Origin of the sequence: Methylocapsa sp. D3K7 (assembly GCF_029855125.1) — a bacterium.
In the GTDB taxonomy this organism is placed as follows: domain Bacteria; phylum Pseudomonadota; class Alphaproteobacteria; order Rhizobiales; family Beijerinckiaceae; genus Methylocapsa.
The window spans coordinates 2,462,501-2,484,618 of record NZ_CP123229.1 but is presented as its reverse complement, the minus strand read 5'-3'; the positions used below and the strand labels follow the sequence as shown (position 1 = coordinate 2,484,618).

Here is a 22,118-nt window from a genome sequence, read left to right as displayed (position 1 = left end):
AGCAGCAGCTATAATAATTACAAAACGAATAAGCATTTGCTGCGCATCAGCAAACCGGACGTCACCAGTCCGGCGCTAAGTAATTTGGGGCATATCCAGGGACTGGATTCAACTCTTGGGGAATTCGAGCCCCATTTCCCGGTAACGCTCCGGATCATCGCCCCAATTTTCGCGAACCTTGACGAACAAGAAAAGATGCACCTTTTGATCGGCCGCCTCGATAATCTCCTTACGTGCCGCGGTGCCGATCGCCTTGATCGTCCGGCCGCCTTCGCCGATGACGATCTTCTTATGGCCTTCCCGCATCACATAGATCGTTTGCTCGATCCGCACCGATCCATCCGGCATGTCTTTCCAGAGCTCGGTTTCGACCGTCGAGGCATAGGGCAATTCATCATGCAGGCGCTCAAAGATTTTCTCGCGGGTGATCTCGGCGGCGAGTAAGCGCAACGGCATATCCGAAATCTGGTCTTCCGGATAAAGCCACGGGCCGGGCGGCATCAGCGCTCCCAGGTGTTGACGAAGTTTGGCGGCGCCGTGGCCGCGCAGGGCCGAGATCATAAAGGTGTCGGCGAAGGGGAACACTCGGTTGAGTTTGTCGGCGAGTTCGAGGAGCTTTGGCGGTTCCACCATGTCAATCTTGTTGAGCACAAGAATTTTTGTGGCGCCGCTTTGCGGCAGGCGGCGCAGGATCGCTTCGACTTCGGCGTCTATGCCTTTGTGTGCATCAACGAGCAGGGCGGCCGCTTCGGCGTCGCCCGTACTGCCCCAGGCGGCCGCCACCATGGCGCGGTCAAGCCGGCGTTTGGGCGCGAAGATTCCCGGCGTATCGACAAAGATGATTTGCGCCGCGCCTTCCAGGGCGATACCGCGAACCGTGCCGCGCGTCGTTTGCACCTTGCGTGAGACGATCGAGACTTTTGTGCCGACCAGCTGGTTGATGAGTGTCGATTTTCCGGCGTTCGGCGCCCCGATCAGGGCGACAAAGCCGCAGCGGGGAGCGTCTTGTTCGTTATTCACGCAGCGCCCTTATGGCCAGTTTGCCGGCTATCTTGGCCGATGCCCTCGCGGGCGATGAATGCCGCTGCCGCCGCCTGTTCGGCAAGCCGTTTGGCGAAGCCTTTCGCTTCGGCAAACGGGTAGCCCGGCACTTCGACGGAAATTGTGAATTCCGGAGCGTGATCGGGGCCGCATCGCGCCGTCTCGCGATAAAGAGGCGCCGGCAGGCCACGCGCTTGCGCCCACTCTTGCAGCAGAGTCTTTGGATCGCGCAGCGGATGCTCCGGTGAGCGCATCCGCGCCCCGAAAGCGGCGGCGACGACCGCTTTCGCCGCGGCATATCCGGCGTCGAGGAACACAGCGCCAATGATCGATTCGCAAACATCGCCGAGAATGGCCATGTTGGCGCCCCCAGCCTGCTTTTCGCTTTCACCGAGCCTTACATAGGATTCGACGCCCCATGTGAGTGCAACTTCGGCGCAGCTCTCCTTCCGTACCAGACCGGCCAAGCGGCGCGAAAGCTCTCCCTCGTTTGCTTCGGGAAATCCCTCGTAAAGCATTTCGGAGATGGCGAGGCCCAAGACTCGATCACCGAGAAATTCGAGCCTTTGGTAGGTTTCGCTATGGATTCCGGCAGCGGCACTGACATGGGTGAGGGCCGCCGCGATTAGCTTGCCATCGGCGAAAACATGGCCGAAACGTTCCTCAAGTTGCGTTAAATCGCGATTTTTCCGTGCCATCTATTTGACGGTTTTGAACATTCTGTCCCAGCGCACCGTCCAGGGCCATTCCCAGACCGCCCAGGCAGGCTCGCCCTTCCCCACTGAAAAAAAGATCAATTCGGCGCGGCCGACCAAATTTTCGAACGGCACAAAACCGACGCCTCCTTGATCGGGCGGAACGCGGCTGTCGGTCGAATTGTCCCGGTTGTCGCCCATCATGAAATAATGCCCTTCGGGCACCTCGAAAACTGAAGTGTTGTCGTTATATCCCGTGTCGCCCTGAATCTCGATGATCGTATGGCTGATCCCGCCGGGCAACGTCTCGCGATAGGTTGGCACCTCTGTCTCGCGCTCGTAAAAATCCTCGGTATGAACCTTGGCAATGGGCTCGCGCGGGACGATGACACCGTTGATATAAAGGCGGCCGTCCTGCATTTGGATCTTGTCGCCGGGCAGCCCGATCACTCGTTTGATGTAGTCCGTCTGCCCGTCGCGCGGGAGCTTGAAGACGGCAACATCACCGCGTTTCGGCGGCGAGGCGAAAATTCTGCCGGAAAACAAATGCGGGCTGAAGGGAATCGAATGATCGGAATAGCCGTAGGTGTATTTTGATACGAAAAGATAATCACCGATCAACAAGGTCGGGATCATCGAGCCAGACGGAATATTGAACGGCTGGAATAAAAAGGTGCGGACGACCAAGGCGATCAACAGCGCCTGGAAGATGACCTTCAAGGTATCGCCCTTGCCGCTCTCTTTCGCGCCTTGCTTCATTCCGGGGCCCTTCCGATCCAATCGTGCTGGCTCTGTCATCTCATTTTTCTTTCGAAACAAATGCTTTCATCCTTGCCCAAGACGCGTTGCCAAAGCTGCCGTTCGCGCCAAGGGGCGCTCCTTATCATGCCCGCGAAGCCGGGTATAGTAGCGGCATTCCGGCGCTGGGCAGCCGTTCATCGGGCGGCGGCGGGTTCGATGGCCTCGATGATCACCTGTGCCTGGGCCAACGGATATTCGTCGGTCAGAGTCAGATGGATCAACACCAAATAACCGGGCGGCGTGAGAGCCGCGAGCCGCGCCGCAGCGCCGCCAGTCAGGGCCATCGTCGGCTTGCCTGAAGGCAGATTAACGACCCCCATGTCACGAAAAGCAACCCCAGCCCGGAATCCGGTGCCGAGCGCCTTCGCGCAAGCTTCCTTGGCGGCGAAGCGCTTCGCGTAAGAGGCGGCACGGCCCGCTCGCGCATCCGATTTCCGCCGCTCAGTCTCGGTGAAGCAGCGCTGCACGAAACGCTCGCCGAAGCGCGTCAGGGAGTCCTCAATGCGTCTGATATCGCAAAGGTCGTTGCCGAAGCCGATGATCATTGCCTCACGCTCAACTCTCCGAGCCGGCCGCCAGCGCCCGGCCTTCGTTCATCGCCGCCCGCATCTTGGCAATCGCCGCCGTAAGACCGATGAACACCGCCTCCCCGATCAGAAAATGACCGATATTGAGTTCAACGATCTCCGGTATGCCCGCGGCAATTTTCGCCGTAACAAAATCCAGTCCATGGCCTGCGTGACATTCCAGTCCCTGGGCGCTCGCCAATGCCGCCGCCGCCTTGATACGCGCAAGTTCATGCTCGGCGCGCGCGTTTTCATTATGGGTGAGCGCATCGCACCAGGCGCCGGTGTGGAATTCGATGACGCGTGCTCCGATCGAGCGCGAGGCTTGCACGGCTTCCAAGGAGGGTTCGATGAACAGGGAGACGCGGACCCCAGCCTTGCCAAGCTCGGCGGTGACAACTTTCAAATGATCGTGACCGCTGAAGACATCGAGGCCGCCCTCGGTCGTGCGCTCGCTGCGCTTTTCAGGGACAAGGCAGCTTGCGTGCGGCCGCTTGTCAAGAGCGATCGCCACCATGTCATCGGTCGCCGCCATCTCAAAATTGAGCGGCTTCTTGATCTCCCGCTTCAGCCGCGCCATGTCCTCATCGCGGATGTGGCGCCGGTCCTCGCGCAAATGAGCGGTAATGCCATCAGCGCCGGCCGCGATGGCGAGGAGTGCGGCGCGCACCGGATCCGGGACCCCGCCGCCCCGCGCGTTGCGCAAGGTGGCGACGTGATCGATATTGACGCCGAGACGAAGGTATGGCGGGTGTGGCATGGACTCTCAGCTATTGAACAATACCTTTACTTGTCGTGTCTTGCATTCCTTGTCCAATTCAGCTTCACCGCCATAAGCTTTTATAGTGTCATTACGGCCGATACATGCTAGGCGGAAGATAAGTTCGCTTAAGAAACGGGACCGGAAATATCCGCCGTGTACATCAGGCTTGCGATTCCAAAGATAACGAATGAGAAGCCAAAGATGCTTGGTGTGCCCTATTTTTTTGATGTGGCCAGGTTTAGCCAGCGTGAGCATACCTTTTCCATTTTCAACGCAGTCAGTACAGTCAAAATAAGAGAAGCGTTTCGGCAAATCGTCTTGCAATTGCCCAAACCCTATTTTGCTCATTTTATTGTAGATCTCAGCCAGGGTAAGCGTTCCTATTCGCAGCCGTCTTAGGTCGATGCCTTTTGAAATACCAGATGGTATCCCAAGCAAACAGACGTTTCCGAGACGATAACCAAATGTATTGCTTTTAGTTGGAAATGAAAAATAATTCGCCGTTGTCGATATCTGTCTGAGAACTTCGTCTCCCTCATTGCTAAAAAGAAAAGCGTCCTCGAACCGCTTTAACGACGAGGAAAGAAAGTTGGCCCGGCTTGAGATCAACGCTTCCGCAGGAATATCAGGCGATACAAGAATGAGCTGTTTTAATCGGAACGCTTTACCAATCTCGGACGGTACAGACGCTGGCGCATTTTCTGGCCGTATATTGAGTCCTTCCCGCATGGAGGCCGGAGAAAAAACGTCAGAAAGGATTCTCACCGCGTTGGTGACCACATAAGCGCCCATGCTATGAGCCACGAAGGATAGCTGTACCTGATTTCGCCGCGCGTCCTGGTCAGCGAATTTCTTATCAATTTGCCGGATAATTTCCACCAAGTCCGGGACCCCAAAAGCAGTTGCCCGGTATCCATCCCGAAAGTAGACAACAATCCGCAGCAAAATAAAGGTTACAGGAATCAGTGCAAAAAACACCCCCGCCGTTAATAGTAAAAAAGTGGATAAATGTTCTATAAATCCAACGAAGTGAAGATACAATGCGGCGATTAAAATAATAATGCCAAAACTAACAGATAATTTAATAAATGTCGTTGCGGATTCGACTATCGTCTCACGAGGGGCGCCTATACGCTCTGATGGCCAGCGATATCCGATAATTACAATATCTTTATTATTAATGGCGGGGTCATTAACAACAGAATTGAATGAATTCTTATATCCATCTATGATAATGTCACGCGGGTTATTAAACCCATGGATACTGAGCACGAGAGTGGGGTTTTCTGAGTTTTTGAGATCGTTAACGATTCGATCAATGACCGCATCTGCGCCAATTTGATGAGGGTCTTGTTGTTCCGGCGGAATACCTACATCGTCTATATTATTAGGAGCTGTGCTTTCGATGATATATGCATGGACCTTTGTTCCCGTTGCTTGCGCCGCATAGGCCGTGAATAAATCCGCCATGTATCCCCCTCATCGTGAATTCACATATGCGCGGCGGTTTGGACTACGGCAAAACAGTCCGGTCACCTGGTCATAAGAGTGTGGCAAGCAGCCCCCGCTCCAAGCCTGGCACTTCGGTCTTTGGTTCATTCCACAAGACGCCTATATAAGCGCAGCCGCGCCAATCGTTCAAACGAGAAGCGGCGCTTTTCCCGCTTGCGTCTCGAAGAGGCGGCGATAGACGCCATCCGGCCGGGCGACGAGTTCCGCGTGGCGTCCGTCCTCGACGATGCGGCCGCCGTCAAACACGAGAATGCGGTCGAGGCTTTGCACCGTCGAGAGCCTATGCGCCACAACGATCGTGGTGCGCCCCGCGGACAAATGCGCGATGGCATCGCGGATCAAGGCTTCCGATACCGAGTCGAGGCTTGATGTTGCCTCGTCGAGGACAAGAATAGGGGTCGCGGCAAGGATCGCGCGGGCAATCGCCACCCTTTGCCGCTCGCCGCCCGAAAGCTTAACGCCACGCTCGCCGACCGCCGTGCGATAGGTTTTGGGAAGCCGCTCGATAAAGATATCCGCATGCGCCAGGCTCGCGGCTTTCCGAATCGCGCTCGGAGGCGTTTGGGGCCGTCCATAGGCGATATTTTCCGACAGCGAGCGATGAAACAACACCGGTTCCTGGGGAACGAGGCCGATCGCCTGGCGCAGGCTCACCTGCGAGACCTTGGCGATATCCTGCCCGTCGACCAGAATCCGGCCGCCGTCGAGGTCGTAGAGCCGCTGCAACAGCTTGACGAATGTCGACTTGCCAGAGCCTGATGCCCCGACGAGGCCGACTTTTTCTCCCGGCCTTATCTCGAGCGAGAAACGATCATAGAGCATGAGCCCTGTCCCGGCATAGCCGAACGAGACGTTGTCGAAGAAAATGGCTCCTTCGGTCACGCGAAGGGGCACGGCGCCGGAAACGTCGCAAACATGCGGCTCCATCTCGCTGTAGGTGGCGATGTCCTCCATCTCATGGATCGCCTGCTGCGCATTGCGGACATGCTGGCCGATGTCGCGCAAATAGCCGCTGATCAGCATTTGCGTGGACACGAGGGTTGCGACGTCGCCGGGACTGGCCGAACCTTGAGCCCAAAGCCAGAGTCCCATGCCAAGCATTGTTGCTTGCATGGCAATCAGCACGCCAGCCTGCACCAAGCCCGTCGCCGCTCCCCGGCCCCAGGCGATACGTGCGCGCGCCTTCCAGCCCTGAAGGAGACGCGCGAAACGCTGATCCTCACGCAACTCCGCAGCAAAAGACTTGACAACCGGATTGGCGCCGATGCAGTCGGCGAGGTTGGCGCTGATCCGGGAGTCATAGCGCTGCGCCAAGCTGCTCGCCGGCCCCACCCAGGCGACGGAGAGACCGATGCTCACGCCGAGATAGACGATGATTTCGCCGCTGATCAGCAGGCCGAGCAGCGGCCAGCGGATGAGAAAGACCGCACTGATCGCCGCGACGACAACCATCGCGGGCATAAAGTTGAAAATCATCGTATCGGTGAATGTATCGAACGCCCACATCCCGCGGGTGAGGCGGCGAACCGTTGCACCAGCGAAGGTATTGGCGTGCCAATCCGATGAAAAACGCTGGACCCTGGCAAAGGCATCGCGAACAAGGCGCGCCATCGCGTCTGAGCTGAACCGGATGATCACAAAATCAAGAGTGCCGCGTAAAACCTGAAATATCAGGACGATGGCAAGCAACAGAGCCAGCGCATGGGTGGCCACGCGGAGATCTCTGCCTTCGGCGCTTGCGACGGTATCGATGAGATGACCAGCCGCGAAAGGCACCGCCACATCGACAAGCGACGTCATGATGCGCAACACCACGAGAGTGCCGAACATCCATGGCCTGAGTTGCCAATACTGCCAAACGTAGCGCAAAACCCGTGCATAAAGAGAAGACAACATAGCGAACCGCCACGGCTCTCGACCGCAGCGACCTCACGTAATGCGAGCCTCGTCTGCCGCATGCTTAAAATTGCGGGACAGGGCCGGATGGTTAAGGATATGGCAAAGAGCGGCGCCGCCGCCCGCTTCCAATGGGTTCGATGGACCGGTCTTCGCGGGCAAAAGCCGCGGCGCCCGGTGACGCCGGTCTCAGCAGTGACCTAGAAGGGACGCTTTGGCCGGTGGTGCATCAACAAATTTGGCATCCGGCCTCCCTGTCAGCAAGAACAACACATGCCCAAAACCGCCAACCTTCCGGTGACGGTCCAGCATTTAGAACACAGGGTTGGTAGACTAGAATCGTGACAATTTGATGGCAACGCCTGCGCCGTGGCTTCAGCGAGTCTATCCGTTCACCCGCTCAACTTTGCTCACCACCTGCCGTGCCCGCAAATGCGAAATAATCGTGTTCAGATGCTTTAAGTCATTGACCTCGATGTCAATTGTCATTTCACGAAAGTCTGCGGAAATGGGTTTGAACACGATATTGTCGATGTTGGCCGCGTGATCGCCGATTACGGTGGCGATGGTTCCGAGCGCACCAGGCTCGTTGATCGCGATGATGCGAATACGCGCGGGAAAAAGCTCATGGCGGCTTTCCTCGATATCCCAGCGCACATCAAGCCAGCGTTCCGGCTCTTCGTCGAATGCGGTCAGATCCGGGGATTGAATGGGATAGATCGTGATACCTTCGCCGGGGGTCAAAATGCCGACGATGCGATCACCGGGCACCGCGCCGCCATTGGGAGCGAAGCGGACCGGTAAATCCCCATGCGAGCCGTTATGGGAGATTGAATTTAGCTCTGGGTCGCCCCCCGGAAATTTGAAAACCAAGCTGGTGGCCTTTTTCAAACCAAACCAACCGGCTTCCCCGCGCGGGCGCGGCACGATCGTTTTGCGTTCTTCCATGAATTCTGGATAGACCGCCCGCACGACATCGCCGGAAAACATTTCGCCGCGGCCGACGGCGGCAAGCGCTTCCTCGATCGTTGGCCGCGCAAGCCTTGGCAGTGCGCTTTTCAACTTGTCTTCCGTGAACGCCTTGCCGGCCCGCTCGAAAGCCCGGGTGACAATCTGGCGTCCCAAAGCCGCATATTGCGCCCGCACCGCATCGCGTGTCGCCCGCCGTATCGCAGAGCGGGCCTTTCCGGTCATGACCAGGCCCTCCCAGACCGCAGGCGGCGCCTGCCCCTCGGCGCAGGCAATCTCAACCTCATCGCCGTTCTGCAATTCGGACAAAAGCGGTGCATGGCGGCCGTTGATCTTGGCGCCAACCGCCGAATTGCCGACATCGGTATGAACGGCATAGGCGAAATCAATTGGGGTGGCGCCGCGCGGCAGTGCAATCAAGCGGCCATTGGGTGTGAAACAGAACACCTGGTCGTGAAAGAGTTCGAGCTTTGTGTGTTCCAAAAACTCCTCTGGCGTGGCGCCCTCCGCGAGCAGGGCGACCGTACGGCGCAGCCATTGGTAGGAGCGGCTCTCGCTCGTCAAGCTTTCCTTGGCGGCGCTACGTCCGTCCTTGTAAAGGGCGTGCGCGGCAATGCCGTTGCGGGCGATGTCGTGCATCAATTCCGAGCGCACCTGGAGCTCAACGCGTTGCCGTCCTGGCCCAACGACGGTTGTGTGAACGGACTGATAGTCGTTTTGCTTTGGGGTCGAGATATAATCCTTGAATCGGCCTGGAACGACCGCCCATTTTGTATGCACTACGCCGATCACACGATAACAATCTTCGACGTTGTCAACGACAACCCGAAATCCAAAAATGTCGGAAAGCTGCTCGAAGGCAATCGATTTACGTTCCATCTTGCGCCACACCGAATAGGGCTGCTTCTGCCGCCCCTCGACATTGGCGTGAATGCCTCGAGCCGTGAGTTCGGTGGCCAGTTCCTTCTCGATGGTGGCGATGATTTTGTCGTTCTTCTCTCGGAGATCCTCAAGCCGCGCAGCGATCATTGTGTAGGCATCAGGCATGAGATGACGAAACGCTAAATCCTCAAGCTCGTCGCGCATCCTTTGCATGCCCATGCGGCCGGCGAGCGGAGCATAGATATCCAGCGTTTCCTCAGCGATCCGGGCTCGCTTATCGGCTGCCATATGATGCAGTGTTCGCATATTGTGCAGCCGGTCGGCGAGCTTGACGAGAAGCACCCGGACATCCTCGGCAACGGCGAGGAGGAGCTTGCGGAAATTTTCGGCCTGTGCAGCACGCTTTGAGACAAGATCAAGCCGCTTCAGCTTGGTCAGTCCGTCGACAAGGCGGCCGATGTCGCTGCCGAAGAGTTTATCGATTTCCTCCCTGGTCGAATCGGTATCCTCGATCGTATCGTGCAAGACAGCCGCGACGATCGTCGCGTCATCGAGCTTCATGTCAGTGAGGATCGCCGCAACTTCGAGGGGATGCGAGAAAAACGGATCGCCGGAAGCGCGCTTCTGCGCCCCATGCGCCTTCATGGCATAGACATAGGCGCGATTGAGCGAAACTTCGTCGGCGTGCGGATTATAGCGCCGCACCCTGTCGACAAGCTCATATTGCCGCATCATGATCGTGTCGGCCCGCGACGGAAAACATTACCTCACGATCCGGTCTGGATCATGACTTAGGTCGCTTTGTTATGCCGCATATTTGGTTGCCGTGCGATTTTATCTTAAAACTTTGCAAAATTCCCGGAAATTGCCGGTGCCATGATCGATCCTCCCGGTTTTTATGCCGATCAGTCGCCGTCGTCCTCAGTGTCGGCTGGCGGCACGAGGCCTTCCAGCCCTCGCAAAAGATCCTCCTCGGTCATCCGGTCGAACTGCATATCCCCCATGGCGTCCGTCTGCAGCACGCCCTCGGCCGCGGAAAGCGCCGGTACGGCTTCGGCTTCGGGCTCGTCGACCTCGACGTGTTTCTGCAAGGATTGAATGAAATCTTCCTTGAGATCGTCTGGCGCCAGCGACGATTCGGCGATCTCCCGCAGCGCGACAACGGGGTTTTTATCGTTGTCGCGGTCGACCATGATCGGCGCTCCAGCAGCGATAATCCGCGCCCGGTGACTCGCGATGAGCACGAGTTCAAAACGGTTTTCAACTTTGTCGATGCAGTCTTCAACGGTGACGCGGGCCATGCCGTGCGCACTCCTTGTTAACGGGACGTTTTTGGATTAAATTTGTCTTACAGGTTTTATATCTGCCTTGGCAACCCGGGACGTAATAATCCTGGACTCACGGCCTTGACCTTTGCATATCGGAAACTGGCGGATCTTTTTTAGGCCAAGTTTTTTTGCAATGATTCCTTGCCTGTAGGACAAAATGATAGCTCCTGTAGGACAAGTGGAAACGAGATTATCAATTAATTGTACTGTTGGGTTGATTTGCCTTAATATAATCACTTTGATGCTCAAGCTAAGCCTAGTTAGCTAAGGTGAGGCCCCTTGACGCAAGGGACAGTCAGGGCCAAATAGGTTCACTTCCCAATTCGTTGGATATGAACTTTATGTACGAATTGCATGGTTGCTGGTTTGGGAGTCGCCGTTGCTCTCCCTTCTATCATGAATAATGACGAAGATCATCACAATAGTAATATACGAGAAGAAAAAACATGGCGGATCAGGAGCGCATTGCGCTATTCATCGACGGAGCGAACTTGTACGCGACTGCTAAGTCGCTGAGTTTCGACATCGATTACAAACGGCTGCTCAAGGAATTTCAAAGCCGCGGCAAACTGATCCGGGCGTTTTATTATACCGCCTTGGTGGAGGATCAGGAATATTCCTCGATCCGGCCGCTGGTCGATTGGCTGGATTACAATGGCTATGCGGTGGTGACCAAGCCGACAAAGGAATTTGTTGATTCGCTCGGCCGCCGCAAGGTCAAGGGCAATATGGATATTGAACTTGCCGTCGATGCCATGGAAATGGCCGACCATATCGATCATCTGGTCCTTTTTTCAGGCGACGGGGATTTCCGTTCGCTTGTCGAAGCGGTTCAGCGCAAAGGAGTGCGCGTATCTGTCGTTTCCACCAATGCGACGCAGCCTTCCATGGTCGCCGATGAATTGCGCCGGCAGGCGGACGAATTCATCGATATCGTGCATCTCGCTCAGAAAATTGGCCGTGACCCGGGTGAGCGGGTCGACCACCCACAAAAGGCACAAGGAAGGCGTCCTGTGCCAGCAGGCAATTTCGACCCCGCATTGACCGACGATCGTCTCTAAGGTCATCCAGCGTATATCGCTTGAGTCGGCTTTGCCCGGGAGCGGTAGATCTATGGCCGCGCCGCCACCGCAAATGCGGCTTCCTTTCGAGCCTGATCCAGAATGCGGCTTCTGCCCGCGTCTCGTGGGATTCCGCAATGGGCTGAGGACGGCACAGCCCGGGTGGCACAATGCGCCGGTTCCCTTTTTTGGGACGATTGATGCGCAGCTGCTGGTCGTTGGTCTGGCGCCTGGTCTCAATGGTGCCAACCGCACGGGGCGGCCCTTCACGGGTGATTTCGCAGGCGACCTTCTTTACATGACGTTGATTGAATACGGCTTCGCGTCCGGAACTTATGATGCGCGACCCGATGATGGCTTACGGCTCGTTTCGAGCGCAATCACCAACGCTGTCCGCTGCGTGCCGCCGAAAAATAAGCCTGAGTCTTCTGAAATCAACAACTGCCGCCTCTTCCTGAAGAGAACCATCATGGCGATGCCGAACTTGCGAGCGATCGTCGCGCTTGGCCGGATTGCGCATGAATCTGTTATCCGGGCCTATGGCCTCCGGCTTGCGCTGCTACCCTTCGTACATGGCTCTCAATATGTCCTGGGCAAAGAATCGGCGGCGGCAATAGGTGCCCTTGCTCGGACGAAGCCGGTGTCGCTTTTCGACAGCTATCATTGTTCCAGATACAATACGAATACGGGCGTGCTGACGAAAGATATGTTCCGGGCAGTTTTCGCCAAGGTTCGGGAAAGGTTGGCCGACTTATAATTAGCCAAGGCAATGTTGGGCTGTGTTCAATATTGGAGTTAGCAACATGAACTTGGTGTTGGCGAACTCAGGAAATGTGGCGAAAGGGACCGGGATTTCCGGGCTACAGGGGCCGCGCGACACTTGCCTGCCTCTGTTCTCCCGCCAGCTCGCGGCCGGTATAGCGGCCTCACTGATCGCACATGGTTTTCTCATTGCAGCAGTTATGCGTGAAGCACCGCCTGTTGTTGCCGCGCCGGGCCGGGTGAGTCCAGTTGAAGTGGTGATGGAATCACAACAAAGGCCAGATAGTGCGAGGGACAATTTCAAGCGGCCGCCGGAAGTCTCACAAAACCGGCCGGAATGGACTGGCGGTCTTGGGCAAGGACCAGCAGCAGCCCCCTTGGGCTTCGATTCCGCGGTAGAAGGTGCCGCGCGCGATTTGAAACCGGTCCACGAAAAACGGGGGCACGCGGAAAGCCAAATTAAAACAGGCGTAGCGGATCGTTTTAAAGCCGTCGCGGTGCCCTTACCGTCAAGTAGCGGCAGCGAAGCGATGAGCTACCGCTTCATCGTCGGAGGGATGCTCGAACGCGTAAAACATTATCCCGAGCGTGCTTTGCGTCGTGGCGTCAAAGGGTTGGCCACCATTGGTTTTGTTCTCGATCGGTCTGGGGGAGTGGTGTCGGCCGTTCTCCTCCGGTCCAGCGGCGACTCCGAACTCGATGCCGAAAGCGTGGCTCTGGTGCGCCGGGCTGCCCCTTTTCCAGTCGCACCCCCCGGCGCCGAACATTCCTTTACGATCGAAGCCGCTTTTGGGATGGGAATTTGAGTTCAGTCTGTCGGCTTTGGTGCCGCAGCCATGGCGATGCGCGACGGCCTGGTCAAGGCTTCGAGCAGGAGCAGTTCGTTGAGCCGAGCCTCGGTCATTAATCCTTCGTCGAGAACGATGTCTGCAACCGTGCGCCGTTCGTCCAGCGCCCGCCGGGCGATGCGCGAGCATGTCTCATAGCCCAGGACAGGGCTGAGCGCAGTGACGAGGCCAATCGAATTCTCGACGAGGCCAAGGCAGTGTTCTCGGTCAGCCTCGATGCCGTTAACACAACGCTTCGTCAAAGTCTCGATCGCGGCAGTCAGCATGCGCAGGGATTCCAAAATGGAAAAGCCAATGGTCGGCTCGAAGGCGTTGAGTTGAAGCTGGCCAGCCTCGGCGCATAGCGTCACTGTGAGATCATGGCCGATGACGAGATAGGCGACCTGGCTGACGACCTCCGGAATCACCGGATTGACTTTTCCCGGCATGATCGAGGAACCTGCTTGCACAGGCGGCAGGCGGATTTCGCCAAAGCCCGCGCGCGGACCCGATGAGAGAAGCCGCAGATCGTTGCAAATCTTCGAAAGCTTTACCGCAATCCTCTTGAGCACGCCAGAAAACAAGACAAAGGCGCCCATGTCGGATGTCGCTTCGATGAGATTGCTGGCGAGCACCATTGGTTCGCCCGAAGCATGCGCGAGTTCCTCGACGGCGAGGGATGCGTAGCGGGGGTCGGCGGTGATGCCTGTGCCGATTGCGGTTGCCCCAAGGTTCACCTCGCGGAACAAGGCGGCGGCTTCGCGCAAGCGGTCGATGTCCTCCTTGACGGTGGTGTGAAAGCCATCGAATTCCTGGCCAAGTGTCATCGGCACCGCATCTTGCAATTGAGTGCGGCCGATTTTGAGCACGTCGGCGAATTCGACGGCCTTGGCCTTAAGGGCGTAGGCAAGTTCCCGCAGCGCCTGCGCGAGTGGCGCCGCCGCGAAAATCACGGCAAGACGAAGCGCCGTCGGATAAGCGTCATTTGTCGATTGGGCCATGTTGACGTCATCAATCGGATGCAGAAATTGATACTCGCCGCGCCTGTGTCCCAAATATTCCAGAGCAATATTGGCGATGACTTCATTGGCATTCATGTTGGTCGAGGTGCCGGCCCCTCCCTGCACCGCATCGACCACGAATTGCTCGAGGTAGCGCCTGTCCTTCGCGATGAGATCGCAGGCGCGGTCGATCGCCTCGGCTTTCTCAACGGGCAATTGCTTGAGCCGCCGGTTGGCGCGCGCCGCTGCTTGTTTCACAAGGGCAAGGGCGCGGATAAGCTCTGGAAAATGCCCGATCGGTACACCAGTAATCGGAAAGTTTTCGACGGCACGCAGGGTGTGTATGCCCCAATAGGCATCGGCCGGAATCGCTGCCTCACCGAGAAGATCATGCTCGCACCTTGTTGCGACGCGGTTAAGGTCAATCGCGCGTGGCACGGCGAGCGTGACCGTAGCAGGTATGTTGCTGCCCCCGGCCAAGGGCGTACGGAGTGGCTGGAGATTGTCTTTTGTCATGAGGACGGACCGGGTTCCAAAGCGGTGCAGTGGTAGGAAAGATCAATTTCGAGCTATTTCCTGTCAGAGTAACCTATATATGGTTCCGCAGATCTCAAATTGGACTGGGTTGGTAGATCAAACATAAGTTCATCCGTTAAAATAAAAATTTAAAAAATGGAGGGACAGCCGCCGTGCGAAGTTTTGGAAGATGGATATTCCTTGCCGCAACAACATGGTTTCCACCCGCATATGCACAGGACATGATGGACCATGTTGATCTTTCAAGTCCAAAATTTTCCTCGGCGGAAATGACACGGGCCGAGATCGAGACAAGCATCAAGACTTCGCCGCATGGGGGCGTCGATTTTTCCGGCAAGAGTCTCAATGGGCTCGACCTTTCCGGGCTCGATTTTACCGGTGCGAATTTTCGCGCGGCCAGAATGAACCGGGCCAAACTTTCGGGTGCCAATTTCGACGGCGCCCTGCTTGATCAGGTCTGGGCCATCGGCGCGGATTTTTCCGGCGCGAGCTTGAAAAACGCCAGCCTTTTCGGGAGTCAGCTGCAAGGGGCGAACTTCGACAGGGCCGATCTTTCGGGTGCCCGCGTCACTGCCGATTTGTCGCGCGCCAGTCTGCGCGAAGCGAAATTTACGGGTGCCAATCTCGCCGCTGATATGAAAAACCAGTCGATGGGTCTGATGCGCGGCGTGCTCAAATCCGCCGACCTCGCCGGGGCCGATTTCGAAGGCGCAAATCTCGCTCTAACCGATCTGCAATTTGCGAAATTTCCCGGAGCCAACCTGAAAGATGCCTCGCTTGCCGAAGCCGAGGCTGGCGGCGCTGACTTTCGCGGCGCGATTCTCGATCATACCAATTTCATGGGAACAGACATGACATCCGCCCGTTTCAAAGCGGACCAAGAACAGGCTTTCGCCGGCGCGAAAAACCTGGATCGCGCATTTAAGGAATGAAGGCTTCTTGCCAAACGGCGGATCGAAATGGCGATTGCGCCAAATCAAAGGTGTGGTGCTGAATTGCGATAGAGTATTCCTAAGGTTCTGCAACGAAGACAGGAAACATCCAATGACACATCTTAAGCTGGCGCCTGGCGCGTGGGTCGTCGTGGGTGACGGTCAAAAGGCCCTGTTTCTGACAAACGAGGGCGACGAGAAATTTCCCAATCTGCGCCGCCTTTCGGTCGAGTTGCACGACGATCCACCCACCCATGAGCAGGGAAGCGATGCTCCGGGGCGCACTTATTCTAGCATCGGCACCGGCCGGAGCGCGGTCGAAGAGACGGATTGGCACGAAGTGGAAAAGGAGCGGTTCGCGGCTTCGATCGCGGAGCGCATCAATAAGGGTGCCCAGTCAGCGGCGTTCAAGCAACTCGTTGTCGTGGCGCCGCCCAAAATCCTCGGCGACCTGCGGCGCGAATTCACAAAAGAGACCGGAACCAAAATCCTCGCCGAAATTCCCAAGGATCTCACGCACCATACGATCGCAGAAATCGAACGTCTGCTGACGGCGGAGTAATTTTACGAGGGAGTATTTTTGGTCTGGCCGAAACTGGCGGGTATCAATTTGCGTGGCGCGACGAGCGCGCCACGCTGGAGACATTGACCAATCTATGGGTCAGCCGAAGCTTAAGCCGCCCATGAACATGAGCGTTGCGACCACGACCACAAACCCGGCGATAACGGTATACATTCCTACTTTGCCATACAAACGGCCGGTAAAATACGCCGCTCCGCCAAACAGGATGACCATGGCGATAAGAATCACCATGCTCGCGCCGGATCCCTCAACTCGATCAATCTGTCCAGTTCCAATAGGCTGCACAATAGCCATCGTCCACCTCCCTTTTTTAACTGTTTTGCCGCCGGCCGGCCAACGCCACGAGCCACTCTTTGCGCGTACAAATGACGCCGCGAGCCGCCAGCCGTCACTCCCCAGAGCAGCACTCCAAGGCACGCCTCGTTACTTACGGGGCGCGTGCCAACTTAACACTTAAGAATCATTCCGGGAAGGGGTTTATCGGCTATCCGAAGCTCAATCCTCCGAGTGGTAAGGGTCTAAAAAAACCAACTGAAAAGCAGCAATGACTTAAAATCATTCCTGCTTTTCCGGGTCATTGATGGTAAAGGCTGCGTCGCCGCCAAAAAGAGCGCTCATAGCGATCAGTATTACAAGGATCGCTCCAGCCCCTTTGTCGGAATTTAGCATGCGCTCTCCTGCGGAAGTTAAAGCAAGCAAGAAGAGCTTCCATCATTTGGCAAAGGTTCAGATTAGGGAGGTGTCCGTCCCGAAGCTGAAATCTGCGATCCTGAAAGCCTTTTTGATCAATTCCTAATCTCATCGGATGTGTTGCCAATCATCCCGGAGCATGGCCATCTAAAGACGGAGCAATACATTGCTAAGCTTATGGCATTTTTCTTTTTATCTTGAGCTTAGCTAGGGGTTATAGCCTTGGCCCAGTTTGGATCAAGGAGCAAACACAGGCGCCGCAGGTCGACTGCAGGACGTGGCGCGATCGACGCGCCACGTCGAATTGCATATTAGCCGAAGGTCAAACCGCCCATAACGTATAGGGTGGAGGCAACGACGACAAACCCAGCGATAACGGCGTACATCCCTACTTTGCCGTACAAGCGTCCTGTAAAATAGGCCGCCCCGCTGAAAAGAATGATCATTGCGATTAAAATCACCAAGCTTGCGCCGCTGCCCTCGGTGACTTGAATCGTTGAAGTGCCAGCATCCGCCACATTAGCCATCGTTCGTCTCTCCCTTGCGTTAGCGACAGTTTCAGAAACCGGCTGGCCCGCGTCATGCGTGAAAACTTTTGTGAAAGGGCTAACCAGCCTTCGGCCAGCCCGTTTGGGGCTGGAACGTCATGGTGCGCCTCGTCAAATGTCGAGGTGTTTCTAATTACCACTTGAGAATGAAGCGGATGCGACGTTTAGAATGCGGCGGGATGATACCGGGGAAAAACACCGGGAGAAATTACCGATCGCAAAGACTCGCGCGGGTAGCGGGATAGCAAAAATGCCGGATGAAAGGCGAGCCGGAATTAAAGGCTACGGGGGCGTTTTTTTGGGGCCGCGTCCGATCATCATACCTTTGGCGGCCCCACTCCCGCTTAGTAATCAATCGGATGCATGAAGAGACTGGCGAAAACGGTGACGATCGCGCCGCTGGCCGCACCAATTGCCGCTTGTAGAAAGAAGGACCCTGCCGCGAGGCCGCCGGTCATCTCCGGACCCAAACTCAGGAAGATGTAGCCGCCGATGGCGCCTCCCACGGCGCCGACAATCGAATTATAGAGCGGTCCGAGTGTAAATTGGGTGATCTTGGCGAAGATATTGCCTCCGATGGCTCCGGCGACAATTTGGACAATGACATAGACGATCGTCGTCGCGGACATGTGACGTCTCCTCCCTGAGAGCGAGGCGGCGCGGTGTGACCCGCGCGCCTTCTGTTGTTCCGCTAGCTTATCCGGACATCCCCAAGGGCGGAGAGGGCCGTTCGTCTTATACACGGTTCGGAGGTCTCTGGCGTATGAACAATGCAGATGTACTGGCTTAATGCCACCATCGGATGACGCGAGCGGCAAATCATCAGTTGATCACGGGGGGTACTTCATGTTTTGCCGCGCGAGCCAACCTTGAAAGTTGTGCCCGTTGCAAAATCTATATTGAAAGACGGATAGGTCCGTCAGGCTTTTTTGACCAAAGCATTTTTGATAAGGCCGACGGCCACCGTGACAATTGCACCGGTGACGCCGCCGCCCACCAATTGCCCGGCTGCGGCGCCGATGTCGAAGCCGCCGCCGCTCGCGGCCGCGCCGAGCGCCGGTATCAGACTCTGCAGGATGGTTCCGCCAATCCCGCCGCCGGCGGCACCCGTAATCGTTTTGACGAGGGGGCTGAGGTCGATGTTTTTAAGTAGCCCGCCCGCAGCATTCCCGCCAATCGCCCCTGCAACAAGTTGTAGAATGAGATTGATGATCGTTCCGGACATTTTTGCCTCCTATTTGGTCCTTCTGGGCCGGGCTTAGCGCCAGGATTTAACTTTATGAAGTATATGAAGTAACGGGGGCTGCGGTAAACGTAGTTACTCTGGTTCGGATCTCGGAAGACGGCCAAGTTAGCCAAGGAAACTTAGTGCGGCAGCGTGACAGGAACAAGCTGGACGGGGTAAAACGCTCCAGGGGCCCCCCAGCCAGGATGGCACGGCTTTCTAGCCGGCTAGGCGCGTTCTGAGCCGGGAAATGGATTTATCCCCTCCCCCGCGCGTGCCACCCCTTGCCTTTGCGAAGTTTGATATTATGTTATCAGACCGCCGTGAACAAAGTTGATTGCGGCGGCGAAGGTGCCTTTGCCTGGACGTGAGATCGAGCAGGCAAGTAAGTCTCTGGGAAATCTCGTTAATTTGCTGGAAATCAATTAACGCAACGGCGCTTTTCGGAAGTTTCTTGAAAACGCCGGTTGACAGTTGGATGGGGCTCGACCTATAAGCCGGTCATCGACTGCAACGCCGCTTCGAGCAGCCGGCGCTGATCGTTTCTCTCGAGTTTCTCGGGCTTAAAAACCACCCGGTTGCACAAACCGGGGAGAGATCGCTTCGGCGTTTAGGGTAGGAAGACGTTGCTGGCTAGCAGGTTATACTGTCTAGCTGATTATACTGATTGAACGTGACTGCGCTGTTTGACAATTAAATCGGAAGAAAGAGAAACGTGGACGGCGGAGTCCTTGCGGATCGCACGTGTTACATGAAAGTGTAAGTGGTGCGGTCGATGAGATACTCTGGCGGTCACGTATCTAAGTTCATCGTGTTTGCGATTTCTTGAGATTAACGTCTCTTGGGATTGCTGACAGGTGTGCTTGGGACTCGTCAAAGAGATAGTGACCAGCCGGTACCAAATTCTCATTCAACTTGAGAGTTTGATCCTGGCTCAGAACGAACGCTGGCGGCAGGCCTAACACATGCAAGTCGAACGCCGTAGCAATACGGAGTGGCAGACGGGTGAGTAACGCGTGGGAACATACCCTTCGGTTCGGAATAACTCAGGGAAACTTGAGCTAATACCGGATACGTCCGCAAGGAGAAAGATTTATCGCCGAGGGATTGGCCCGCGTCTGATTAGCTTGTTGGTGAGGTAATGGCTCACCAAGGCGACGATCAGTAGCTGGTCTGAGAGGATGACCAGCCACATTGGGACTGAGACACGGCCCAAACTCCTACGGGAGGCAGCAGTGGGGAATATTGGACAATGGGCGAAAGCCTGATCCAGCCATGCCGCGTGAGTGATGAAGGCCTTAGGGTTGTAAAGCTCTTTTACCTGGGAAGATAATGACGGTACCAGGAGAATAAGCCCCGGCTAACTTCGTGCCAGCAGCCGCGGTAATACGAAGGGGGCTAGCGTTGTTCGGAATTACTGGGCGTAAAGCGCACGTAGGCGGATTTTTAAGTCAGGGGTGAAATCCCGAGGCTCAACCTCGGAACTGCCTTTGATACTGGGAATCTTGAGTCCGGGAGAGGTGAGTGGAACTGCGAGTGTAGAGGTGAAATTCGTAGATATTCGCAAGAACACCAGTGGCGAAGGCGGCTCACTGGCCCGGTACTGACGCTGAGGTGCGAAAGCGTGGGGAGCAAACAGGATTAGATACCCTGGTAGTCCACGCCGTAAACGATGGATGCTAGCCGTTAGGCAGCTTGCTGCTTAGTGGCGCAGTTAACGCTTTAAGCATCCCGCCTGGGGAGTACGGTCGCAAGATTAAAACTCAAAGGAATTGACGGGGGCCCGCACAAGCGGTGGAGCATGTGGTTTAATTCGAAGCAACGCGAAGAACCTTACCAGCTCTTGACATGTCTAGTATGGTCGTCAGAGATGACTTCCTTCCCGCAAGGGGCTAGAACACAGGTGCTGCATGGCTGTCGTCAGCTCGTGTCGTGAGATGTTGGGTTAAGTCCCGCAACGAGCGCAACCCTCGCCCTTAGTTGCCATCATTCAGTTGGGCACTCTAGGGGGACTGCCGGTGATAAGCCGAGAGGAAGGTGGGGATGACGTCAAGTCCTCATGGCCCTTACGGGCTGGGCTACACACGTGCTACAATGGCGGTGACAGTGGGATGCGGAGGGGTGACCCCGAGCAAATCTCAAAAAGCCGTCTCAGTTCGGATTGTACTCTGCAACTCGAGTGCATGAAGTTGGAATCGCTAGTAATCGTAGATCAGAACGCTACGGTGAATACGTTCCCGGGCCTTGTACACACCGCCCGTCACACCATGGGAGTTGGTTCTACCCGAAGGCGTTTTGCTAACCGCAAGGAGGCAGACGACCACGGTAGGGTCAGCGACTGGGGTGAAGTCGTAACAAGGTAGCCGTAGGGGAACCTGCGGCTGGATCACCTCCTTTCTAAGGATGATCCTTCAAGCTGGCACATATCCTGTGTGCCACTTATCGGATCGCTTGGAACAAAGGCCGTAAGGCTGAATATGCGGGATTCCGCCGCCTTCGTTTCTCTTTCTTCTTGGACGAGCCCGCGTGGTCTCTTGCCGGCGTTTGGGCGTATGTCCCCGGCGGCGCGCAAAGTTTTGCTAGTCTAGCTTTGCTGACGGAAGCCGTGCTTGAGCTTGGGGCTTGTAGCTCAGTTGGTTAGAGCGCGCGCTTGATAAGCGTGAGGTCGGAAGTTCAAGTCTTCCCAGGCCCACCATTTGCCATCGGAAGGCCAGAGCCTAACGGCGGATCGCTTTTGCTGATTTGCCGGTCCTGCTGGAAGGGGCCATAGCTCAGTTGGGAGAGCGCGTGCTTTGCAAGCATGAGGTCGTCGGTTCGATCCCGTCTGGCTCCACCAGATGGGCTCCCGGCTAATGCATGCGAGGCCCCTCAGACACGCTCCTGGCTTCGTCCAACATTAAGTTTCGCTTCGACATGAAGCTGGGCTCCGGCTCAGATGACGTCGAGGCGGGTTATCTTACATCGTAAAGAGGAAATACATCCGATTGCTTTGGCGCTGTTGCGCCTCAAGCAAGCGCTACAGTCAGTGGGCGGAGCATGACCGCACCGTCCTCGGATGTATTTGAAGCAAACTGGTCTTTATATGATCGAGCCCTTTGGCTTGTGGTCCAGAACGGAGTGCAAGCCTTCCGCGCCGAGCGGTGGGCATCGATAATGAGAGCGATCAAGTGTCTTAAGGGTATCCGGTGGATGCCTTGGCGCTGAGAGGCGATGAAGGACGTGGTACGCTGCGATAAGTCACGGGGAGCCGCGAACAGGCATTGATCCGTGAATTTCCGAATGGGGAAACCCACCTTCGATATCTGTAATTCTGAGTTCTGGGAGCAATTCCAGGGTTCGGACTTGCAGATATCAAAAGAAGGTATTTGTTTCTGAATACATAGGAAACAAAAGCTAACCTGGGGAACTGAAACATCTAAGTACCCAGAGGAAAGGACATCAACGAGACTCCGTTAGTAGTGGCGAGCGAACGCGGACCAGGCCAGTGCTTGCGTAATTT

Annotated in this window: 19 protein-coding genes, 2 tRNA genes and 2 rRNA genes (1 of these 23 cut by a window edge); 9 read left to right on the top strand and 14 right to left on the bottom strand. The window is 56.2% G+C overall.

Going from position 1 to position 22,118, the window contains the following annotated elements; translation table 11 throughout:
* Nucleotides 1-108: 108 nt before the first annotated feature.
* The 9 genes from era to rpoZ form a co-directional block, all read right to left on the bottom strand.
* A complete protein-coding gene (gene era, locus QEV83_RS11570; RefSeq protein WP_280127883.1) occupies nucleotides 109-1,020 on the bottom strand; it encodes a GTPase Era in 912 nt (303 codons plus the stop codon).
* Nucleotides 1,017-1,739 carry a ribonuclease III gene (rnc, locus tag QEV83_RS11565; protein ID WP_280127882.1) on the bottom strand — a complete coding sequence of 241 codons (723 nt, stop codon included), beginning with the start codon at nucleotides 1,737-1,739 and terminating at the stop codon, nucleotides 1,017-1,019. Before rnc ends, era begins: the two co-directional genes overlap by 4 nt.
* Nucleotides 1,740-2,495 (bottom strand): signal peptidase I, encoded by a 756-nt coding sequence (lepB, locus tag QEV83_RS11560; RefSeq protein WP_280131037.1) that lies wholly within the window; start codon nucleotides 2,493-2,495, stop codon nucleotides 1,740-1,742.
* 176 nt (nucleotides 2,496-2,671) lie between these two features.
* Nucleotides 2,672-3,082, bottom strand: a complete 411-nt coding sequence (acpS, locus tag QEV83_RS11555; protein ID WP_280127881.1) for a holo-ACP synthase — start codon at nucleotides 3,080-3,082, stop codon at nucleotides 2,672-2,674.
* A gap of 10 nt (nucleotides 3,083-3,092) precedes the next feature.
* Nucleotides 3,093-3,863, bottom strand: coding sequence for a pyridoxine 5'-phosphate synthase (locus QEV83_RS11550; RefSeq protein ID WP_280127880.1), 771 nt, complete (start codon nucleotides 3,861-3,863; stop codon nucleotides 3,093-3,095).
* Nucleotides 3,864-3,869: 6 nt separating this feature from the next.
* Complete coding sequence (locus QEV83_RS11545) at nucleotides 3,870-5,336, bottom strand: alpha/beta hydrolase (RefSeq protein ID WP_280127879.1); 1,467 nt, start codon at nucleotides 5,334-5,336, stop codon at nucleotides 3,870-3,872.
* A gap of 168 nt (nucleotides 5,337-5,504) precedes the next feature.
* The gene (locus QEV83_RS11540; RefSeq protein WP_280127878.1) at nucleotides 5,505-7,274 is read right to left on the bottom strand and encodes an ABC transporter ATP-binding protein; all 1,770 of its coding nucleotides are present in this window, start codon (nucleotides 7,272-7,274) and stop codon (nucleotides 5,505-5,507) included.
* A gap of 384 nt (nucleotides 7,275-7,658) precedes the next feature.
* Complete coding sequence (locus tag QEV83_RS11535) at nucleotides 7,659-9,860, bottom strand: bifunctional (p)ppGpp synthetase/guanosine-3',5'-bis(diphosphate) 3'-pyrophosphohydrolase (RefSeq protein ID WP_280127877.1); 2,202 nt, start codon at nucleotides 9,858-9,860, stop codon at nucleotides 7,659-7,661.
* 170 nt (nucleotides 9,861-10,030) lie between these two features.
* Nucleotides 10,031-10,426, bottom strand: a complete 396-nt coding sequence (rpoZ, locus tag QEV83_RS11530; RefSeq protein WP_280127876.1) for a DNA-directed RNA polymerase subunit omega — start codon at nucleotides 10,424-10,426, stop codon at nucleotides 10,031-10,033.
* A gap of 473 nt (nucleotides 10,427-10,899) precedes the next feature.
* On the opposite strand from rpoZ, the gene QEV83_RS11525 reads away from it, so the two are divergent.
* Genes QEV83_RS11525 through QEV83_RS11515 form a run of 3 tightly spaced genes read left to right on the top strand, consistent with a single transcriptional unit; the run spans nucleotide 10,900 to nucleotide 13,082 of the window.
* The gene (locus tag QEV83_RS11525; RefSeq protein ID WP_280127875.1) at nucleotides 10,900-11,514 is read left to right on the top strand and encodes an NYN domain-containing protein; all 615 of its coding nucleotides are present in this window, start codon (nucleotides 10,900-10,902) and stop codon (nucleotides 11,512-11,514) included.
* A gap of 52 nt (nucleotides 11,515-11,566) precedes the next feature.
* Nucleotides 11,567-12,271 (top strand): uracil-DNA glycosylase, encoded by a 705-nt coding sequence (locus QEV83_RS11520; protein WP_280127874.1) that lies wholly within the window; start codon nucleotides 11,567-11,569, stop codon nucleotides 12,269-12,271.
* Between the two features lie 46 nt (nucleotides 12,272-12,317).
* On the top strand, nucleotides 12,318-13,082 hold the full coding sequence (locus tag QEV83_RS11515) for a TonB family protein (protein WP_280127873.1): 765 nt from the start codon (nucleotides 12,318-12,320) through the stop codon (nucleotides 13,080-13,082).
* A gap of 2 nt (nucleotides 13,083-13,084) precedes the next feature.
* Here the strand turns inward: QEV83_RS11515 and QEV83_RS11510 are convergent, their stop codons facing one another.
* Nucleotides 13,085-14,620: an aspartate ammonia-lyase gene (locus QEV83_RS11510; protein ID WP_280127872.1), complete on the bottom strand. Its 1,536-nt coding sequence runs from the start codon at nucleotides 14,618-14,620 to the stop codon at nucleotides 13,085-13,087.
* A 242-nt stretch (nucleotides 14,621-14,862) separates the two neighbouring features.
* On the opposite strand from QEV83_RS11510, the gene QEV83_RS11505 reads away from it, so the two are divergent.
* Nucleotides 14,863-15,573 carry a pentapeptide repeat-containing protein gene (locus tag QEV83_RS11505; RefSeq protein ID WP_280127871.1) on the top strand — a complete coding sequence of 237 codons (711 nt, stop codon included), beginning with the start codon at nucleotides 14,863-14,865 and terminating at the stop codon, nucleotides 15,571-15,573.
* Nucleotides 15,574-15,685: 112 nt separating this feature from the next.
* Nucleotides 15,686-16,135: a host attachment family protein gene (locus tag QEV83_RS11500; RefSeq protein WP_280127870.1), complete on the top strand. Its 450-nt coding sequence runs from the start codon at nucleotides 15,686-15,688 to the stop codon at nucleotides 16,133-16,135.
* 99 nt (nucleotides 16,136-16,234) lie between these two features.
* Here the strand turns inward: QEV83_RS11500 and QEV83_RS11495 are convergent, their stop codons facing one another.
* From QEV83_RS11495 to QEV83_RS11480, 4 genes are all read right to left on the bottom strand, one after another.
* A complete protein-coding gene (locus tag QEV83_RS11495; protein WP_280127869.1) occupies nucleotides 16,235-16,450 on the bottom strand; it encodes a hypothetical protein in 216 nt (71 codons plus the stop codon).
* Nucleotides 16,451-17,157: 707 nt separating this feature from the next.
* Entirely contained in the window at nucleotides 17,158-17,373 is a 216-nt protein-coding gene (locus tag QEV83_RS11490) for a hypothetical protein (protein WP_280127868.1), read from the bottom strand.
* Nucleotides 17,374-17,738: 365 nt separating this feature from the next.
* On the bottom strand, nucleotides 17,739-18,023 hold the full coding sequence (locus QEV83_RS11485; RefSeq protein WP_280127867.1) for a hypothetical protein: 285 nt from the start codon (nucleotides 18,021-18,023) through the stop codon (nucleotides 17,739-17,741).
* A 290-nt stretch (nucleotides 18,024-18,313) separates the two neighbouring features.
* The gene (locus QEV83_RS11480; protein ID WP_280127866.1) at nucleotides 18,314-18,619 is read right to left on the bottom strand and encodes a hypothetical protein; all 306 of its coding nucleotides are present in this window, start codon (nucleotides 18,617-18,619) and stop codon (nucleotides 18,314-18,316) included.
* Between the two features lie 911 nt (nucleotides 18,620-19,530).
* On the opposite strand from QEV83_RS11480, the gene QEV83_RS11475 reads away from it, so the two are divergent.
* From QEV83_RS11475 to QEV83_RS11460, 4 genes are all read left to right on the top strand, one after another.
* Nucleotides 19,531-21,016 (top strand): 16S ribosomal RNA (locus QEV83_RS11475).
* Nucleotides 21,017-21,237: 221 nt separating this feature from the next.
* Nucleotides 21,238-21,314 (top strand) — tRNA-Ile (locus QEV83_RS11470).
* 65 nt (nucleotides 21,315-21,379) lie between these two features.
* Nucleotides 21,380-21,455 (top strand) — tRNA-Ala (locus tag QEV83_RS11465).
* Between the two features lie 325 nt (nucleotides 21,456-21,780).
* Nucleotides 21,781-22,118: ribosomal RNA gene (locus QEV83_RS11460) — 23S ribosomal RNA — on the top strand (it continues 2,469 nt past the right edge of the window).
* Together the 16S and 23S rRNA genes with 2 tRNA genes alongside form the textbook arrangement of a ribosomal RNA operon.

Excerpts from the sequence above, each read along its gene's own strand:
- rnc (WP_280127882.1), bottom strand. The coding sequence starts at position 1,739 with ATGGCACGGAAAAATCGCGATTTAACGCAACTTGAGGAACGTTTCGGC.
- lepB (WP_280131037.1), bottom strand. The coding sequence starts at position 2,495 with ATGAAGCAAGGCGCGAAAGAGAGCGGCAAGGGCGATACCTTGAAGGTC.
- acpS (WP_280127881.1), bottom strand. The coding sequence starts at position 3,082 with ATGATCATCGGCTTCGGCAACGACCTTTGCGATATCAGACGCATTGAG.
- QEV83_RS11550 (WP_280127880.1), bottom strand. The coding sequence starts at position 3,863 with ATGCCACACCCGCCATACCTTCGTCTCGGCGTCAATATCGATCACGTC.
- QEV83_RS11545 (WP_280127879.1), bottom strand. The coding sequence starts at position 5,336 with ATGGCGGATTTATTCACGGCCTATGCGGCGCAAGCAACGGGAACAAAG.
- QEV83_RS11540 (WP_280127878.1), bottom strand. The coding sequence starts at position 7,274 with ATGTTGTCTTCTCTTTATGCACGGGTTTTGCGCTACGTTTGGCAGTAT.
- QEV83_RS11535 (WP_280127877.1), bottom strand. The coding sequence starts at position 9,860 with ATGATGCGGCAATATGAGCTTGTCGACAGGGTGCGGCGCTATAATCCG.
- rpoZ (WP_280127876.1), bottom strand. The coding sequence starts at position 10,426 with ATGGCCCGCGTCACCGTTGAAGACTGCATCGACAAAGTTGAAAACCGT.
- QEV83_RS11525 (WP_280127875.1), top strand. The coding sequence starts at position 10,900 with ATGGCGGATCAGGAGCGCATTGCGCTATTCATCGACGGAGCGAACTTG.
- QEV83_RS11520 (WP_280127874.1), top strand. The coding sequence starts at position 11,567 with ATGGCCGCGCCGCCACCGCAAATGCGGCTTCCTTTCGAGCCTGATCCA.
- QEV83_RS11515 (WP_280127873.1), top strand. The coding sequence starts at position 12,318 with ATGAACTTGGTGTTGGCGAACTCAGGAAATGTGGCGAAAGGGACCGGG.
- QEV83_RS11510 (WP_280127872.1), bottom strand. The coding sequence starts at position 14,620 with ATGACAAAAGACAATCTCCAGCCACTCCGTACGCCCTTGGCCGGGGGC.
- QEV83_RS11505 (WP_280127871.1), top strand. The coding sequence starts at position 14,863 with ATGATGGACCATGTTGATCTTTCAAGTCCAAAATTTTCCTCGGCGGAA.
- QEV83_RS11500 (WP_280127870.1), top strand. The coding sequence starts at position 15,686 with ATGACACATCTTAAGCTGGCGCCTGGCGCGTGGGTCGTCGTGGGTGAC.
- QEV83_RS11495 (WP_280127869.1), bottom strand. The coding sequence starts at position 16,450 with ATGGCTATTGTGCAGCCTATTGGAACTGGACAGATTGATCGAGTTGAG.
- QEV83_RS11490 (WP_280127868.1), bottom strand. The coding sequence starts at position 17,373 with ATGGCTAATGTGGCGGATGCTGGCACTTCAACGATTCAAGTCACCGAG.
- QEV83_RS11485 (WP_280127867.1), bottom strand. The coding sequence starts at position 18,023 with ATGTCCGCGACGACGATCGTCTATGTCATTGTCCAAATTGTCGCCGGA.
- QEV83_RS11480 (WP_280127866.1), bottom strand. The coding sequence starts at position 18,619 with ATGTCCGGAACGATCATCAATCTCATTCTACAACTTGTTGCAGGGGCG.